Source organism: Gordonia sp. UBA7599, assembly GCA_002477755.1.
Classification (GTDB): domain Bacteria; phylum Actinomycetota; class Actinomycetes; order Mycobacteriales; family Mycobacteriaceae; genus Gordonia.
Genome location: DLKD01000032.1, coordinates 13,616 through 29,061 on the forward strand (window position 1 = coordinate 13,616; position 15,446 = coordinate 29,061).

Consider the following 15,446-nt stretch of genomic DNA (forward strand, 5'->3'; position numbering starts at 1 on the left):
GCCGCGCGGTTGCCCGGTCGCGCTCGAAGTCAGGGCGGCGGCGCGAGGTCGCGCTTCAAACCCACGTGGTTGGCCGTGTAGCCGAGGCGGGCGTAAAACTCGCGGGCCCGCTCACGGGTCTCGTCAGTGGTCACCTGGGCCAGCGTCGCGCCGTGCGACCGACCGTGTGCGTGTGCCCAGGTGAGCATCGCCGTGCCCAACCCCCGCGACCGGTCGGCCCGGGCCACCCGCAAGCCCTCGATCTGCAGCCGCGTCGTGCCCCGCCGCGACAGGCCCGGCAACACGGTGAGCTGCATGGTGCCGACCACCCGCCCGTCGTCGGCGCGCACCACCGCGAGGTAGTGCGACCGGTCGCGGGCAACGACGTCGTAGGCGGCCTCGTAGGGGGCGTACTCGGCGACCTCGCGAGTGGCGCCGATCCGATCGTCCAGCAGCAGTCCGACGATCGCGGGCACATCGGCACGGGTCGCGCGCTGCACGCGGAACGTCTCACCGTCGCGGTTGACCAGAACTCCGCCGACTGACGAGCGGGCGCCCGCCTGCAGGGTGGCGACCAACCGGTCGAGCCACCCACCGACGTTCGTCCGGGCTTCGGGGGTGTCCGGGTAGCGGCACCGCAGGTGCAGTCCCGAGCCATCGAGGATGAACCACAGCATGACGCCGTCAGTTCGGATCGTCGCGCCGACGTACTGGGCGCCGAGGCCGGCGGCGTCCACCCGCACCGGCAGGCGACGCAGGTCCAACCACGAGATCGCGAACATCCCGGGCGCCTCGGGCATACCGCCCCAGGGGGCGAGCACGTCGTCCAGCGGCCAGGACCCCAGCCGCACGGCCTCCCGGACCGCTGCCGATGCGGCCCGTGGCTCCGCGACGGTGGATTCGAGGACCGAGTTGGTGATGAACCACCCGACCGAGTCGTGCCAAGTGTCGTCATAACGGCTGTGGACCGGGAACACTGCCCGTAGCGGTGCATCGGCCATCTCTGCGGTGACCGCCGTCATCGCGGCGACGGCCAGCGCCAACGTCGACACCCCGTCATCGCGCGCCTGTGCCGAGAACGCGGCACTGTCGTCGACGTCGAACACGTCGCGGACCTCGACCCGCTCCTCGTGCGGATCGGCGGTGCCCAGCGGCAGGGGGAACAGCGGCATCACGCCGCCACTGTCGTCGATGATCTCGGCCCAGCGTCGCCGCACATCGTCGGGGGCAGCCGCCCTCTCGCGCAATGCGCGCGTGTGCGCGACGAAGGGCGGCACCTCGTCCAACCCGGACGCCTCACCGGCCTCGACGCGCCCGAGTGCCGCCAGGAAGTCACGCAGGATCAGCAGCATCGACCACATGTCGACGTGCGAGTGGTCGGCGGCGACGACGATCGTCGGCCCGGCCGCCGTCTCCAGGACGCACAACCGGTGCGAAGGGCGCGAGTACGGGGTGCACGTGCGGTCGAGCACGTCGCGCAGCGCGTCGTTGACCGCCTCACCGGGGGCGACCGGGTGTTCAATCCACTCCCCCGCGCTGATCTCGACGTCGGCGAGTTCGGGCTCGTCGTCGGATCCGGGCGTGAAGACCGTGCGCAGCGTGCCGTGGCGGGCGATGACCGCGAGCCACGCCGCCGCGAGCTCGTCGAGGCCGACGGAGTCGGTCAGTCGGAACGACAATGCCATCCACGAACCGCCGCGCTCACCGGCACCGACGTGACGCCGCTGATCGAAGGACACCGGCAGGACCGCACCGGGCTCGGAGACGGTGACGTCGTAGCCCATCAACCGGCCGAACGGGAGGCGCAGGTGGGCGACGTTGGTGAGCCGCATGGCCGTACCCTACTGGCTGCAGACGTGCTCCGCTCGCACCGGCCGCACGGCCTTCGTACGATGACAACGACATGAGAGGAACCCCATGACGGTCTTCGAGTTGCCCGGCGCGGCATTGTCTGTCGAGCTGAGCGACGAGGGCGGGCACCCGGTCGTCCAACTGCACGGCCTCACGTCCAGCCGGGCGCGCGACCGCGTGCTCGACCTAGACCTCGGCCGCGGCCTGTCGGGCACGCGGCTGCTGCGCTATGACGCACGCGGTCACGGCCGCTCAACGGGCAGCCGCAATGCCGACGACTACCTGTGGCCCAACCTGGCCGGTGACCTGTTGACCCTGCTGGACGGGTTCTTCCCCGGCGAGCGCGTGTACGGCGTCGGCACGTCGATGGGTTCGGGCACCCTCATGCACGCGGCCATCAAAGACCCAGATCGTTTCGCCGGACTGACACTACTGCTGCCACCGACCGCGTGGGAGACCCGTGTCGCGCAGGCGCAGCAGTACCTCGCCAATGCCGCACTCATCGAAGAGCAGGGTGAGAGCCCCTTCCTCGCGGCCGGTCGCGACGCCCCGCAGCCACCCGCGGCCGTCGGCCATCCCGAGACGCTGCCCGAGGTCGCCGAGGCCCTCCTGCCGTCGGTGTACCGCGGTGCCGCCGGCAGCGACCTCCCCGACCCCGCCGACCTGGCCCGCATCGACATTCCGGTCCGCATCCTCGCCTGGGTCGACGACCCGTCGCACCCGATGTCGACGGCCACGACCCTGGCCGACGTGTTCGGACAGTCCACGCTCACCGTGGCCGAGAGCCCCCGCGACGTCCGCCGCTGGCCTGGTCTACTCCTCTACGACGTCAGCCGGTTGAACTGACAACTGGACTGAAACGGGCATCGGCCCAGAGCGGGCCATACCCGATATGGCCGCGGGTCCGGAGGGTTTCGCTCAGCGAGATTGCGGCATAGGGAATTGCCCGCCGGATCGGCGATTATCGTGCAATGGCAGGCGAACCCCCGCTGTTGCGGGTCAAGAATGCGGTGATCGAGCCGCTACCCCACGCCGTTCGGGCGTGGCTGGTCCGATTGGCCGCACTCATCGCGTTTCTTCTGGTGTGGTGGCTGATCACGGCGCTGCACCTCGTCGACGAGAAGTTCCTCCCGACACCGGCGGCGGTGTGGCGCGCAGCCGTGCGCGCGAGCACCTGGCACCAGGTCGCGCCGGGTGTGCCCCGCGAGGTACTCGGCGAACAGAACTACTTCCTGTGGGAGCACCTCGTCGCCAGCCTGCAGCGGATCGGCGCCGGCGTCGGTGCCGCGATCATCCTCGGACCGATCGTCGGCTTCCTCATGGGCACGTCCAAGACGTTCGGCACGATCGTCGAGCCTTACATCAACTTCCTGCGCGCACTTCCGCCGCTGGGCTACATCGGCCTGCTGATCGTCTGGTTCGGTATCGGCGACACCTCGAAGATCTGGCTGCTGTTCCTCGCCGCGTTCCCCGCGATCGCGATCTCGACTGCCGACGGCGTGCTCTCGGTCAAGCAGGACCAGATCAACGCGGCCCGCGCACTCGGCGCCAGCCGGTCCCAGACCGTGACTCGCGTGGTGCTCCCGGCGACCGCTCCGGAGGTCATCAACGGCATCCGGATCGCCGTCGGATTCGCGTGGACGACCGTCGTGGCCGCCGAGTTGAACAACGGCATCCCCGGCATCGGCGGGTTAGCGTACCTGTCGGGCCAGCAGCTCAACACCGCGCTGACGATCGCCTGCATCGTGGTCATCGGCATCACCGCCCTGGCGCTCGACGCGCTGATCAAGTGGATCGGCGTGCTCCTCGTGCCGTGGAAGGGAAAGGCATGACCACCACCCCACACACCAACAGCCCGCGCACCAGCAGCCTGCGCACCGTCGCACGGCGCACCGCCGTCGTCTCCGCTGCGGCCCTGCTCGTCGTCGGCCTCGGTGGTTGCGTGAAATCGGGCCGCCCCGAGCAGTCGCGGGCCATCGGCGGCGCCGTCGCATGCCCCGTGGCCCCCGACCCGTCGGTCACCGGCACCATCCGCATCGCGTGGCAGGAGATCCCCAACGGCGACCTCATCGTCAAGGACGCCGGTCTCCTCGAGACGTGCCTGCCGAAGGCAAAGCTGGTGTGGAGCAAGTTCTCCTCCGGCGGTGACGTGATCCAGGCTTTCGGTGCGAACTCGCTGGACCTCGGGCTCCTGGGCAGCGCGCCGGCCTCAAAGGCACTGTCCCTGCCGCTGGACATCCCGATGCGGGTGGTGTGGGTGCAGGACCAGATCGGGGCGGCGGAATCCCTGATCGCCCGCGAACCGTCCATCAAGACGATTGCCGACCTCAAGGGCAAGCGCATCGGCGTGCCCTTCGCATCGACCGCGCACTTCAGCCTCCTCACCGCCCTGGAGAAGGCAGGGATCGCCGGTCAGGCACAGGTCCTCAACCTCACCCCCGATGCGATCCGCGGAGCCTGGTTGGGCAAGCAGATCGACGCCGCCTACATCTGGGAACCGACATTGGCAGAGCTGCACACCGAGGGCGCGCACGTGCTGACTGACAGTGCCCGGGTCGGCGAGCAGGGGTCGCCGACCTACGACTTGAGCGGCGCCCGTGCCGATTTCGTCGCGCAGAATCCGCGCTTCTTCGCGGTCTGGGCCGCGGCACAGGATTGGGCCGTCCGACTGCTCGCCAGCAAGCCCGACGAGGCCGCCCTGCACATCGCCGGACAGCTCGGCGTGCCGGTGGAGCAGGTGTTGACGCAGATCAAGGGTTACCAGTACTTCGACGCGGCGGCGCAGGCCGCTCCACGACTCCTCGGCGGACAGCTCGGTTCCGACCTGCGCAACACCGCACAGTTCCTGTTGTCGCAAGGGCAGGTCGATGCGGTTCGTCCCGTTGAGGCGTACATCGCCGCGTTGTATCCCGACGCGGCCCGATCGGTGGGTGCACGATGACTGAAATTGAAACGGTAGACACGGCACTGAGTACCGGCGGTGCTGAGAAGGTCGTGCTGACCGGTGCGTCCAAGACCTACGACACCGCATCGGGGCCGACGATCGCGCTGCAGGCCACCGATCTGACCATCGAGCCGGGCGAGTTCGTCTGCATCGTCGGACCGTCGGGCTGCGGTAAGACGACGCTGCTGCAGTTGCTCGCCGGATTCCTCGAGCCCACCGACGGCACCGTCGAGGTCGGCGGGAAGATCGTGCGCGGTCCGGCCGTCGACCGCGGCGTGGTGTTCCAGGCGCCGACGCTCTACCCGTGGCTATCGGTGCGCGGCAACGTGGAGTTCGGACCGTCGGTGCGCCGCGTCCCCAAGGCGCAGCGACGCAAACAGTCCACGGCGATGCTCGAGAAGGTCGGTCTGGGCGACTTCGGCGACAAGCGACCCTATGAGCTGTCCGGCGGCATGCAGCAGCGCGCCCAGATCGCCCGGGTCCTCATCAACGATCCGGCGATCATCCTGATGGACGAGCCCTACGGCGCGCTGGACCAATTGACGCGCGAACGCCTCCAGGTGGACCTGTTGAAGATCTGGCGACAGGCGCGCAAGACGATCGTGTTCATCACCCACTCGGTCGAGGAGGCCACGTTCCTCGCAACGCGTGTGCTGGTCATGAGTGCCCGCCCCGGTCGTGTCATCCTCGACCGCCGCGTCGAGCTACCCGGCGACACCCCCGACGGGGTGCGCGACCCGTCAGTCCTGGGCACGCCGGAGTTCGCCGCCCTCAAGGCTGAGCTGTCGAAGGCGATCTACGACGCGCACGGCTGATCGTCGAGCTCACTGGGCCGCGACGCGCAGGCGTCGGCCCGTCGCACGCCGATACGCGTACTCGAAGGCGAAGCTCGCGACGAGGACCAGCAGCAGAGTGGTCGCTGCGGCGGTCGACCCTTCGGTGACCGAGTAATAGAGCAGCAAGGCGAACAGTCCTGCGTTCAAGACGACCGAAGCGATCAGCAGCGGCGCTCGGGCACCGGTCTCGCGTCGAACCCGCAGGTGCCCGAAGCTGACGGCACCGTAGACGATGAGAAACGCCATACTGGCCATCTGCCCGACCGACGACAACGGGAACGCGACGACGAACAGACAGGTCAGCGCGGCGGCTGCCACCAGTCCCCAGGTGCCCGAACGCCATACTCCCCGCGCGAAGTCTGCGGGCATCTCGCCGGTCTTGGCCACGGTGTAGGCCAGGTTGGCGTTGCCGTAGAGGGTCGCGTTGACGCCCGAGGCCGTCGCAAGCAGTGCCGCGACCCCGATGATGATGAAGCCGGCCTGTCCCGCGGCAGCGCGGCCCGCCTCGGAGAGTACGTGTCCGGCATTCGCTTCGACGATCGCCAGCGGCAACACCATGAGGATCATGATCGCCACGACCACGTAGACGGTCACGACGATCCCCAGCGCGAGGTACATCGCGCGCGGCAGCTGCTTGCGCGGGTCCGCCATATTCCCCGCGGAGTTGGTGACCACTCCGAAGCCCTCGTAGGTCACATACAGCAGGCCTGCCGCGATCAACATGCCGAGCAGGCCGTCGCCACCGGTGTCCTCGCTGAAGTTCGACGGCGTCGCCCGCAGTGCCGCGGCCACCACGAACCCGACGATGATGACCAGCTCGATCCCGACGACCACGAGCTCGGCCCGGCCCACCGCTTTGGCCCCGATGAAGTTCGCCCCCATCAGGAAAAGGACGAGGCCGACGCCGATCGCTTTGCCGACCCAAGCGCTGCCTTCGTGTCGAACAAGGTGCAGGACGTAGCCGGAGAACCCCGTCGCGTACAGCGCCATCGCGATGATCCAACCGAGGAATTGGAAGATGTTGAGCCCGCCCGCGACGAGACTGTCGCCGAAGCATCGGATGAGGAATTCGGCGGCGCCGCCGCGGCTCGGGTAGCGGGCGCCGAGTTTGGCGTAGGAGTAGACGCTGAACACCGACACCACGCCGCCGACGAGGAATGACGCCCAGATCCACACGCCGGCGGTATGGGCTGCGAGACCGACCAGTGTGTAAAGCCCGGCGCCCATCATGCCGCCGACGCCGATCGCGGTCGCGGCCGCCACTCCGATGTCGCCCGTGCGTGCCAAAGAGGCCCTCCTGAGGTCATGGGGAACGTTACCCGCGGCTACCTGGCAGACTGCCGACTATGGCTACAACGCCGACGCTGCTGGTCAAGTACGCGCAAGCCGGCGACGGGTACCTCACGTGGCGATGGGTGGACAACGATGGGCCCCACGACTTCGCAGGTGTCGCGCGGATTGCCGCCGCCGATCTGGCGGTGGTCGCAGACGCGTTGGCCGACGCGGTCCCCGACCCGTTGTCGGGCGAGTCCATTGCCGACGGCGTCCAACGGGCGCTCTTGCGCGGCCCTCTGGCACACCCTGAATCCACTGCGCGCCTCACCCGCCAGCTGGGCGACATCCTGTTGCCTGACGAGCTGCTGGCGACACTGTGCGACGCCCCGACGCGCCCACTGGTCCGGATCCAGCCGAGCGCCTCGCTGACCCGGGTCCCGTGGGAGATGCTGCTTCTCGACGACCTTGCCGACATCGTCGGCTCGGCCCCGGCGACCGTGCGCGGGAGTCACCGTGACGACTCGGGCGCAATCGCGCCATCCGCCGGGCCACCCGAGGGCCCCGTCGTCGTCGTGGTGGACCCAGTGGTGCCCGGGCAGTCGGCGACATCGCCACTCGGCTCGGTGCTGGGCCGCCCGAGCAACGGCTCGCCATTGGCCGCACTCCTTTCCGGCTCGGCTGCGGTGCGTCCGGCCGTGGCCGAGTATCGCGATCTGGCCCGCCGCACCGACGTCGATCGCGACTGGCTGCGCCACCACCTCGACGGCGCCGCGCGACTCCTCTACGTCGGACATGTCACCGCGGCGTCGGTCGACGGGGAAAGCGTCGACGCGGCCCTGCACCTGTGCTGCACCGGCCCCTCCGGGGCAGCGCTGCCGCTACGGGCCGCCGACCTGCTGTCCGGCGGCTACCACTTCCCGCCGCGCACCGCGTTGATCGGCTGCAACTCCGGCGGCGACCTGCGCCACCCCGACGCGATGGGACTGTCCATGGCGGCGTTGACCATCGGCGCGAAACTCGTGACGGCGACGCGGTGGGCGGTACCCACCAATCGCGCACTGGCCGTCGCCGGCGAGCTGGGCAACCGCCAACCGCTGGAGGAGTTGATCCTCGCCGTCGACGAAGCACATCGCAGCACCGATCCGATCCCCACCTTGGGGCGCTGGCAACGCGAACGGCGCGCACGCTGGTACGCCGAGGGCCATGTGGCCGACAGCCCACTGCTCTGGGCGGCGCTCACCACCACCGTTGGCTGATGCGACTTGTGATCGGTAGACAGATGCCGCGCGTAGGTTCGCCTTCAGCAGCCCACAAGGGGCGGCTTCAGTCAGAACCACAGGAGCAAGTCATGCGAAAGACCATCACCACCACCGTTGTCGCCGGCATCAGCGCTCTCGGCCTCATCGGCGCTTTGGGAGCGTGCTCGTCGGACAACGGCTCGAAGACGGGCGGCGAGGCAACTGTCACCGTCGACGGCAAGCCGTTGGACCTGGGGTCGCGGACCGTCGCCTGCACCACCCATGACGGCAAGGTCCTCATCGCCGTCGGCGACAACGGCGGGAACGCCGGCGTCGGCGCCACCGTGACCGAGGGCGACAAGCCGGAGGCACAGGCTGTGGGTCTGGGCAACGCCAACGGCCAGGCACTCGGATGGACCAAGGGTGTGCCCGGCGGGGAAGCCACCGCCACCAAGGACGGCAAGTCGTACACCATCACCGGCAAGGTGAGCGGTGTCGACATGGCCAATCCGACGGCGGTCTCGACCAAGTCCTTCGAGATGAAGGTCACCTGCCCCTGACGCCTTGACCGTCGGTACCTACCAGGTAGTCACCGGCGGTCGGTCGTCGACAAGTCCGTACCGTTGCTCGGCGACGTCGAATGCGTCGCCGAGCACGACGGTATTCGCGTCCAGGAGCAGCCGCGGCGGCGCGGCCACCACCAACGTCGGGTACTCACCTGCATCGGGGCTGCGTCCGTCACCGGCCATGACCTCGACAAGACCGTCGGACCACGCGGTCTCGCTCAGCACGGAATCCACTGAGGCGGACACCGCGGGCCGAGAGAAGGCAGCTGATGAAACGGCTGGGGTTGCACTGCGCATTTCCACGAGTTGCGCGACGACACCGGTCTCACCCATTCGAGCGGCCAGGTCAAACGCCAAATTGAACGCCTCATCGCTGCGCTCGGCGCAGAAGTGCCGCCGCTGTACATGTTTGGAGGAGGCGAAGCCCACGTGAAGCAGGTACACCGCGGCGGCGAGCACCGTGTCGAGGGCTTCGCGCAGGACGCGCCCGTTATCCACCGTCACGCGGGGGTGGGACTGGACGACGTAGCGCACGCGCGTCAGGTCGCACACCGCCGCCATGGCGAACCGGTGTTGGGCGAGCGACACCTCCGCCGCCTCGTCGACCAGCGCCACGGCATGGGCGTGCAACGCTTCCGCCTCCGCACCGTCCAGGGCGGCCAACGCACAATCCTGGGTGGCCCCGGACGCCTGGATCAGTGCTGCCACGAGAGTCATCGGCGAGGCTGCTCCTCGCTCCTGTTCCACGACGGCGAGGAAATGCTCGCGCGCGGCGTCGGGATCGTGGGCGTGCAACCCGATACCGAGCGCCTTCGCCGATTCGCTGCGGTGGTGCGGTTCCAGGAAGTCGGCGTGTGCTCGCGCCGTGGCTGCGTACTCGCCGAACAATTCCGCCGCTCGCTCGGCATCTTTGCGGCCCATGGCGATGTAGCCGCGGAGATGGGCAAGTGCGGCCTGCGACGACACGTCCTCGACGACTCCTTCGGCGCGGTCGGCGACGCGCTCCGCCTCGTCGTAGTCGCCGATCCGCGCATGCGACTGTGCGAGGTTCAGCAACGCCACCCCCAGCGACTCCGGACTGTGCGCGGCGCACTCGTCGACGGCTTCCCCGGCGAAGCGCAGCGCACGACCCCACTGCTCGCGCTCGACGGCGATCGCCGCCACCGAACACAGCGTCATCGCGCGATTCCGCTGCGCATCGGTCGTGTTCGACGCCAACTCGAGCGCAAACACCACCTCGGCGTCGGCGCCGTCGATGTCGTCCATCGCCTGCAACACCTGACAGCGGTTGAGGCGCAGCCCCCACTCCTGCTCGTCGAGCCGACGGTGATCGGCCTCCCCGACGTCGATATCCCGGGCCTGCGCGACCAGTCCCAGACAGCGGTCCAGATGGGCCAGTGCCGCCCCGACGTCGCCGGAGTTGAGGCTGAGCACGTGATCGATGTTGGCCACGCGCATCTGGGCATCGATCCGCGACCTCGGATCGGCCACGACGTCGGCGATGGTGCGGGCACGCGCCAACGTCGCCGTCCACTGCGGATCCCCGGACTGCAGTTGGACGGCCAGCTCCTCGATGAGCCCGCGGACCTCGATCGCGTCGTCGTCAAGGTGGACCATGTCCCCACGGTAGATTCTCCGACACAGTCCCGCACACGCCACCGAAGGACGCCGATGCCCGTGACCGCGCTGCGCCCACGTCTCGCGGTGATCGATGAGGCGTGGCGAGCGGCGGCTATGGCGACACGCGAATCCACCGGCATCACCCCGTTGGCCGTGATGAGTGGCCGTGACGGCGGTCCGCTGGCGCGAACCGTCAAATGCCTCATCGATCCGCTGGTGCTCCGATTGCGGGCCGCTCCCGGCCTCGGCAAACCGCTCCTCGACGAGGAGGCCGCGGTACAGGTGATAGATCTCGTGGTTGCAGCGGCACCGACGATCGCCGACGCCGCCCGTTGGTTCGTGGAGTTGAAGGCCTCCCGTCGCTCGGCCGGAATCACCGGCGGCAACATCCAGGAGCAGTACCTGCCACGCGCGTTCGAGCTCGCCGTCGTCCACGGCCGCCCGGCCGGGAACGCTGCCGCAATCGCGGCGGAGATGATCGACGACATCCACCGGCCTCGGTCGGGTAAATCGGTCGACGATCTCGCCGCCCACATCGACCGCCACCGGTCCGAGTTGCAGACGGCGCTCGACGCGGTGTGGGCAGGCGCCGCCCCGACGCGACACATCGGCGCCGATCACAGCGCCGCAGAACTGCTGGACGTCGTGCTGGACGACGATTCCGGGGTCGGCGAGCGCAATCGAAGCTGGGCCGGCCTGTCGTCGTCAGAGGTGCCGGGGCGGTGCGGACTCGCCTTGTTCGACCGGGACTCGCTTGTCAGCGAGATTCTCGGCACGTACTTGGTCACCGCGCCAAATCAGGTGCCGGCGCTGTCGCAATCGGTCCCGCCGGGAAAGCCGTCGTTGCAGGGCAAGGACGGCGATGCACCCCTCGACCGATCCATCGCCACGCGGGTGGCGACCACGCTGCGTCGCACCGCCGACCGCGAAGACCTGCCCGAGGTCGCCGAACTCGTCGACGCCGAGATCGAGCGGTCCCGCGCGCCGTGGGCGCTCGACGGTCCGCTCTGGCACGCTGTGATGCTCGTCGGCGTGGTCGTCGCCGCACAACTACACCCGCTGACTCCTCAGCCGTGCCGACACGGATACGCGCAGGCCCTGTCCCGCCGCCTGGCCGCGCAGGCGCACATCCTGTACGCCCGACGCGTCCTCCTCGGCGACGACCCAGCACCCGAGCCCGCGGCCGAAGACACTGACCATCCCGGACTCGCAACCAATCTGCGCGAATTCTGGCGGCCCTACCTGGGCCGCCTGTGGGTGCGGCTGCACGGGCGGTCGGTCGTCGAACCGTTTACCGACGCTGCGGACTTCGATTCCGACGCACTTCGCGACCTCTTGGACGGAATCGCCCGCTCGGTGAGTTACGACCAGCGCTCACGGATCCGAGCCGCGATCGAAAGGGCGGAACGATGAGGATTTCGCCGACGGCCACCGCCACATCCGGTCCCCCGTGGGCGGAACTGACCCTGGAGGTGGCCGGCGGCACGCTGCGCTGGGGGCTGCTAGATGGCGCCGACGCGCAACCGCGCCTGCATGCGTGGGCGCCGGAATCGGCGACGTGGCTGTGGCGCATCGTCGGCGAGCAGGGGCACGTGAATGCACTCGAGACGCTGACCGATCACCGTGAACTCGACGTCGCCACAGCGGCGACCGAAGAGCTCGCACTCCTGCGGCGGCTGGCATGGGGACACTGGTTGCGACGGTGGTGGCCGACGAGCGTGGTCGACGGCATCGACGCCCTACCGGCGGTCGTGCTCGACGTCGAGGTCGCGCTGCTGACAGGAAACTGCGACGCCTACTTCGACGAGACCAGCTTCGACGGTGATCCGCACGCCGTGCTCGTCGGGCACGACGAGGAAGCGATAACCGCCCTGGCCATACATTCGCGAGCGGACGTTCGGGACCTGCACCGCCGGTGGCTCGACTATGAAACCGGTGAGACGGAGCCCGCCGTAGACGTACCCGCCGCAGCCGACGACTACGCGTTGGCCGCAGGTCCGGGTGCCACGGCCACGCCGCCCTCCGGGATCTTCCACGGCCGGGCGTCGGTTGCCTGGGAGTCGGTTCCCGCCCACACCTTCGACGCGGCCGAGGACACGATCAGTTGGACGGTCGATGCAGCGCCCGACGCCGTCATCATCGTCGAGGTCGCGCTGCTGCCGGACCGGGCGGCAACCTCCGTGCGAGTGGCTCTGTCGCTGGCCGACCCGCCGGTAGAGGTGTCGAGAGACCTGGATCCCAAGGGGCGGGTGCGCATCGAGTTGCCGATCACCGCCGCGCAGGCGTGGCAGGCCGACTGGTCGGGACTCGTCTGCACCGCGGGTGGCGTGGCCGGCGCCCGGGATCGCGACCTGCGCGACCGTGTACGCGCATTGGTTCGCCGGCGGATCGGAGGAGTCGCCGATCCGGTGCCGCTCTACGTCGCCGAGCAGATCGTCGCTGACGCGAACTACTGAATCCCGCCTCGTTTCGGCAAACCATCACCGACTGACGCCGGATTGCCGAAACGGTGTGGGGTACGGGGCTCGATTGGCGCCGGTCGGGCTACCCGATGGGACCGATGAACGGCAGGACGGTCGTGCATCGGGCCGGTACCGCGGTGGCCGGGTGCAACGCGTTGAGGATCTCGCGGACCGCGATGGGGTCGGCCGTCATCTCGGAGTGCTCGGTGTAGTCGGTGGCGCAGCGATCCTGCAGCACGACATTGCGGACGTTGCGGCCGCGGAGTAGTCCCGTTGTGTACGGCGTGGCGATCTCGTCGTAGCGCGTGACGATCATCGTGAAGTCGATGTCGGGAGCGATGGCCGGATCGGGGTTGAGCACCTTGAGAAACGGCGAACCCGGGTTCAACTGGCAGGGGCCCCCACACTGGCGGCTGACCTCCGGGCCGACGCCCGGAATCCCCAGGACTCCGGCAAGAGCCGTTTGCACACCACTCAGATCCGAGCCGTGCAGCGGCGCACCGAGCGCGATGTAGTCGTCGATCTTCCCGATGCCGCCCATGTGATTGAGGTAGTAGAACGGGATCGCACCGCCCATCGAATGCCCGACCAGGTCCACCTTCGACACACCGGTCGCGGCACGCACCCGCTCGATGAACGCGGCGATCTGGCGCGCGCTCTCCTGCACGGTGGCGACCGCACCGATCGGACCGAGCAACCCGCGACCGTAGGTGGTCGTGAACACGCAGTACCCCGCGTCGGCCAACACGGGCGACAACGTGTTCCACGTGATGGTGTCGTTGGACAGCCCGTGCAGGAGGACGACGGGGTTCGGGTGGGCGGCGTCAGGCCGGCAGCGCCAATCGTTGGCCCCCGGCGGCGGCCCCGGCGCGGTCAGCTGCGCAGCCAGCCCGCTGAGGTAGCTGTACGACGGCGCTGCGCTCGCCGCGCCGGTCCCATGCGTGGCGATGAGGGCGCCCGCGACGACGGCACCTGTCGCAGCCGCGATCCTCTTCAAGGCAGACATGCCATGCTCCTTCTCGTCGTGGTGAATGACCGACCGGTCGGTCACACCGTAGCATGGGAGGATCGACGCATCAGGATGCGGCCGCACACCAGGAGGAACCGCTGATGGCACGACCTGCCGAGCCCGGCCGCAACGCCTTGCTGTCAGCCGGATTCGAGGTGGCCGCTGCCCGCGGGCTCGCCGGGCTGTCGGTCAACGCGGTCGTGGACACCGCGGGGATGGCGAAGGGTAGCTTCTACAACCACTTCCCCACCCGGCGCGACTACCTCGTCGCACTCCATCGCGACTATCACGAAAGGCTCAACGCCGACGTCGCCGAGGCGATCGGCGACATGGCACCCGGCGCAGCGCGGCTGCGCACGGGCGTCGAGGCCTTCCTCGACGGATGCCGGCGCACACGCGGGACCAAAGCGTTGCTGGCGCAGTCACGCACCGACGCCGACCTGCTGCCCGAGGTTTCGGCGCGCAACGACGACGCCGCCGCCCTGATGACTCCCGACATGGCCGAACTCGGCTGGCCCGACCCGGGCGCAGTCGCCGTACTCACCGTCGCAATGATCGCCGAGACCGCACTGATCGAGCTCTATGACGACTCGGAACGCCGCGACCTGCGCGACACGATCATGGCGATGGTCACTCGACTTCCGTCCTGACCGATGGAACTAGGGCGATTCCGGCAGCGCTGGCGCGCCGGGCTCGCGCGGAATCTCCAACACGCGGCACAGCGCCGAGATCCCCAGGTAGAGCGATGCGACGGAGAGGAACTCGACGCGCTCCGCGTCGGTGAGGACCGCACGAATGGCAGCATCTTCGTCGTCGGTGAACGGCCGTTGATCGGCGATGGCGTCGGCAATGCCGATGATCGCCCACTGCCGCGGCGACCATGCGGGGTCGGGCGCCTCGTCGGTGACCGTCGCGGCTTGCTGACTCCGCGTGAGCCCCGAGGTTCTGCCGAAGTAGGCGACGTGCACGCCCCACTCGTGCTCGGCGCGGCGGCGGCCGGTGACCCGCAGGATCACCAGTTCGCGGTCAGCCGGATCGAGTTGACCGGTGTGCAGCAAACCGTGCAGCCCAAGGATCGGCCCCTGCGCGTAGGCCCGCAGGACGGCCGGATTGGCCCCCATGGCCAGATACAGCAGCGGCGCACGGTTCGGCGGCGGCACGACCGCGTCCAGAATCGCCTTCGACTCGTCGGGCAGTTCCGGCAGCACGAACTCCACCATTGTCAGCCCTTCGGACCCTTGGCGAGCGCGACCAGATCGGAGTAACGGAAGATATGCCCGCCGGCTCCCCAGGTCCCGTCGGCCTGCTCGTGGATCAACACCCACACCCGCAGCGCCTGATCAGCGCCCAGCCCGGCTGCGGCCAGCACCACCTCGGTGGCTTCCTTGACCAGCCCAGCGCGGCGCTCGTCGTTGAGGGCACCGGCCGGCACGGTGACATCGACGCGGAACCGCGGCTGCGCATCAGCCGCGGTGATCTGGCTGCCCGCGGGCAGTTGATGCAGGTAGGCCCAGGCGAGACTACGGAAGAACTCATTGTCGGGCGCGCCCTCCCACTTGAGCAGGACGGCGGCCAGGTCGTTCTGGACGGTGACGCCCCCGTCGACGGTGAGGGCACCCTCGGGCACGGTGAGCTGGATCTGCGGCATCGGATTCTCCTTCGGTGT

Annotated in this window: 15 protein-coding genes; 9 read left to right on the forward strand and 6 right to left on the reverse strand. The window is 69.0% G+C overall.

Translation table 11 applies throughout. The annotated features are described in order from the left end of the window. Positions 1–29: 29 nt before the first annotated feature. Positions 30–1,811, reverse strand: coding sequence for a GNAT family N-acetyltransferase (locus B4L26_RS03300; protein WP_290715794.1), 1,782 nt, complete (start codon positions 1,809–1,811; stop codon positions 30–32). Between the two features lie 85 nt (positions 1,812–1,896). On the opposite strand from B4L26_RS03300, the gene B4L26_RS03305 reads away from it, so the two are divergent. From B4L26_RS03305 to B4L26_RS03320, 4 genes are all read left to right on the forward strand, one after another. After that, positions 1,897–2,676: an alpha/beta fold hydrolase gene (locus B4L26_RS03305; RefSeq protein ID WP_290715796.1), complete on the forward strand. Its 780-nt coding sequence runs from the start codon at positions 1,897–1,899 to the stop codon at positions 2,674–2,676. Positions 2,677–2,801: 125 nt separating this feature from the next. Further along, entirely contained in the window at positions 2,802–3,662 is an 861-nt protein-coding gene (locus B4L26_RS03310; RefSeq protein ID WP_290715798.1) for an ABC transporter permease, read from the forward strand. Continuing rightward, positions 3,659–4,771, forward strand: coding sequence for an ABC transporter substrate-binding protein (locus tag B4L26_RS03315; RefSeq protein WP_290715800.1), 1,113 nt, complete (start codon positions 3,659–3,661; stop codon positions 4,769–4,771). Before B4L26_RS03310 ends, B4L26_RS03315 begins: the two co-directional genes overlap by 4 nt. Then, positions 4,768–5,589 carry an ABC transporter ATP-binding protein gene (locus B4L26_RS03320; protein WP_290715803.1) on the forward strand — a complete coding sequence of 274 codons (822 nt, stop codon included), beginning with the start codon at positions 4,768–4,770 and terminating at the stop codon, positions 5,587–5,589. Before B4L26_RS03315 ends, B4L26_RS03320 begins: the two co-directional genes overlap by 4 nt. Positions 5,590–5,598: 9 nt before the next feature. Here B4L26_RS03320 and B4L26_RS03325 read toward each other — a convergent pair whose 3' ends face one another. Then, positions 5,599–6,897, reverse strand: coding sequence for an APC family permease (locus B4L26_RS03325; RefSeq protein ID WP_290715805.1), 1,299 nt, complete (start codon positions 6,895–6,897; stop codon positions 5,599–5,601). A 59-nt stretch (positions 6,898–6,956) separates the two neighbouring features. Between B4L26_RS03325 and B4L26_RS03330 the strand changes: the two genes are divergently transcribed. Further along, positions 6,957–8,141, forward strand: coding sequence for a CHAT domain-containing protein (locus tag B4L26_RS03330; protein ID WP_290715807.1), 1,185 nt, complete (start codon positions 6,957–6,959; stop codon positions 8,139–8,141). 92 nt (positions 8,142–8,233) lie between these two features. Next, a complete protein-coding gene (locus B4L26_RS03335; protein ID WP_290715809.1) occupies positions 8,234–8,683 on the forward strand; it encodes a lipoprotein LpqH in 450 nt (149 codons plus the stop codon). 18 nt (positions 8,684–8,701) lie between these two features. Here B4L26_RS03335 and B4L26_RS03340 read toward each other — a convergent pair whose 3' ends face one another. Next, on the reverse strand, positions 8,702–10,306 hold the full coding sequence (locus B4L26_RS03340; protein ID WP_290715811.1) for a tetratricopeptide repeat protein: 1,605 nt from the start codon (positions 10,304–10,306) through the stop codon (positions 8,702–8,704). A gap of 54 nt (positions 10,307–10,360) precedes the next feature. Between B4L26_RS03340 and B4L26_RS03345 the strand changes: the two genes are divergently transcribed. Together B4L26_RS03345 and B4L26_RS03350 are read left to right on the forward strand one after the other, a co-directional pair. Next, positions 10,361–11,722 carry a hypothetical protein gene (locus B4L26_RS03345; protein ID WP_290715814.1) on the forward strand — a complete coding sequence of 454 codons (1,362 nt, stop codon included), beginning with the start codon at positions 10,361–10,363 and terminating at the stop codon, positions 11,720–11,722. Further along, positions 11,719–12,765, forward strand: a complete 1,047-nt coding sequence (locus B4L26_RS03350; protein ID WP_290715816.1) for a hypothetical protein — start codon at positions 11,719–11,721, stop codon at positions 12,763–12,765. Before B4L26_RS03345 ends, B4L26_RS03350 begins: the two co-directional genes overlap by 4 nt. An 88-nt stretch (positions 12,766–12,853) precedes the next feature. On the opposite strand, the gene B4L26_RS03355 is transcribed toward B4L26_RS03350, so the two are convergent. Beyond that, on the reverse strand, positions 12,854–13,777 hold the full coding sequence (locus B4L26_RS03355) for an alpha/beta fold hydrolase (RefSeq protein WP_290715819.1): 924 nt from the start codon (positions 13,775–13,777) through the stop codon (positions 12,854–12,856). Between the two features lie 104 nt (positions 13,778–13,881). Here B4L26_RS03355 and B4L26_RS03360 point away from each other — a divergent pair, with 104 nt between their 5' ends. Next, entirely contained in the window at positions 13,882–14,430 is a 549-nt protein-coding gene (locus B4L26_RS03360; RefSeq protein WP_290715822.1) for a TetR/AcrR family transcriptional regulator, read from the forward strand. A 9-nt stretch (positions 14,431–14,439) separates the two neighbouring features. Here B4L26_RS03360 and B4L26_RS03365 read toward each other — a convergent pair whose 3' ends face one another. Both B4L26_RS03365 and B4L26_RS03370 read right to left on the reverse strand, forming a co-directional pair. Continuing rightward, positions 14,440–15,000, reverse strand: a complete 561-nt coding sequence (locus tag B4L26_RS03365; protein WP_290715824.1) for a carboxymuconolactone decarboxylase family protein — start codon at positions 14,998–15,000, stop codon at positions 14,440–14,442. A 2-nt stretch (positions 15,001–15,002) separates the two neighbouring features. Continuing rightward, positions 15,003–15,428: a tautomerase family protein gene (locus tag B4L26_RS03370; protein ID WP_290715827.1), complete on the reverse strand. Its 426-nt coding sequence runs from the start codon at positions 15,426–15,428 to the stop codon at positions 15,003–15,005. Between the last annotated feature and the right edge of the window lie 18 nt (positions 15,429–15,446).

Bases quoted from the DNA above. Each gene is read 5' to 3' on its own strand.
- B4L26_RS03330 (WP_290715807.1), top strand. From the start codon at position 6,957: ATGGCTACAACGCCGACGCTGCTGGTCAAGTACGCGCAAGCCGGCGAC.
- B4L26_RS03335 (WP_290715809.1), top strand. From the start codon at position 8,234: ATGCGAAAGACCATCACCACCACCGTTGTCGCCGGCATCAGCGCTCTC.
- B4L26_RS03340 (WP_290715811.1), bottom strand. From the start codon at position 10,306: ATGGTCCACCTTGACGACGACGCGATCGAGGTCCGCGGGCTCATCGAG.
- B4L26_RS03310 (WP_290715798.1), top strand. From the start codon at position 2,802: ATGGCAGGCGAACCCCCGCTGTTGCGGGTCAAGAATGCGGTGATCGAG.
- B4L26_RS03360 (WP_290715822.1), top strand. From the start codon at position 13,882: ATGGCACGACCTGCCGAGCCCGGCCGCAACGCCTTGCTGTCAGCCGGA.
- B4L26_RS03320 (WP_290715803.1), top strand. From the start codon at position 4,768: ATGACTGAAATTGAAACGGTAGACACGGCACTGAGTACCGGCGGTGCT.
- B4L26_RS03305 (WP_290715796.1), top strand. From the start codon at position 1,897: ATGACGGTCTTCGAGTTGCCCGGCGCGGCATTGTCTGTCGAGCTGAGC.
- B4L26_RS03365 (WP_290715824.1), bottom strand. From the start codon at position 15,000: ATGGTGGAGTTCGTGCTGCCGGAACTGCCCGACGAGTCGAAGGCGATT.
- B4L26_RS03300 (WP_290715794.1), bottom strand. From the start codon at position 1,811: ATGCGGCTCACCAACGTCGCCCACCTGCGCCTCCCGTTCGGCCGGTTG.
- B4L26_RS03345 (WP_290715814.1), top strand. From the start codon at position 10,361: ATGCCCGTGACCGCGCTGCGCCCACGTCTCGCGGTGATCGATGAGGCG.
- B4L26_RS03350 (WP_290715816.1), top strand. From the start codon at position 11,719: ATGAGGATTTCGCCGACGGCCACCGCCACATCCGGTCCCCCGTGGGCG.
- B4L26_RS03370 (WP_290715827.1), bottom strand. From the start codon at position 15,428: ATGCCGCAGATCCAGCTCACCGTGCCCGAGGGTGCCCTCACCGTCGAC.
- B4L26_RS03315 (WP_290715800.1), top strand. From the start codon at position 3,659: ATGACCACCACCCCACACACCAACAGCCCGCGCACCAGCAGCCTGCGC.
- B4L26_RS03355 (WP_290715819.1), bottom strand. From the start codon at position 13,777: ATGTCTGCCTTGAAGAGGATCGCGGCTGCGACAGGTGCCGTCGTCGCG.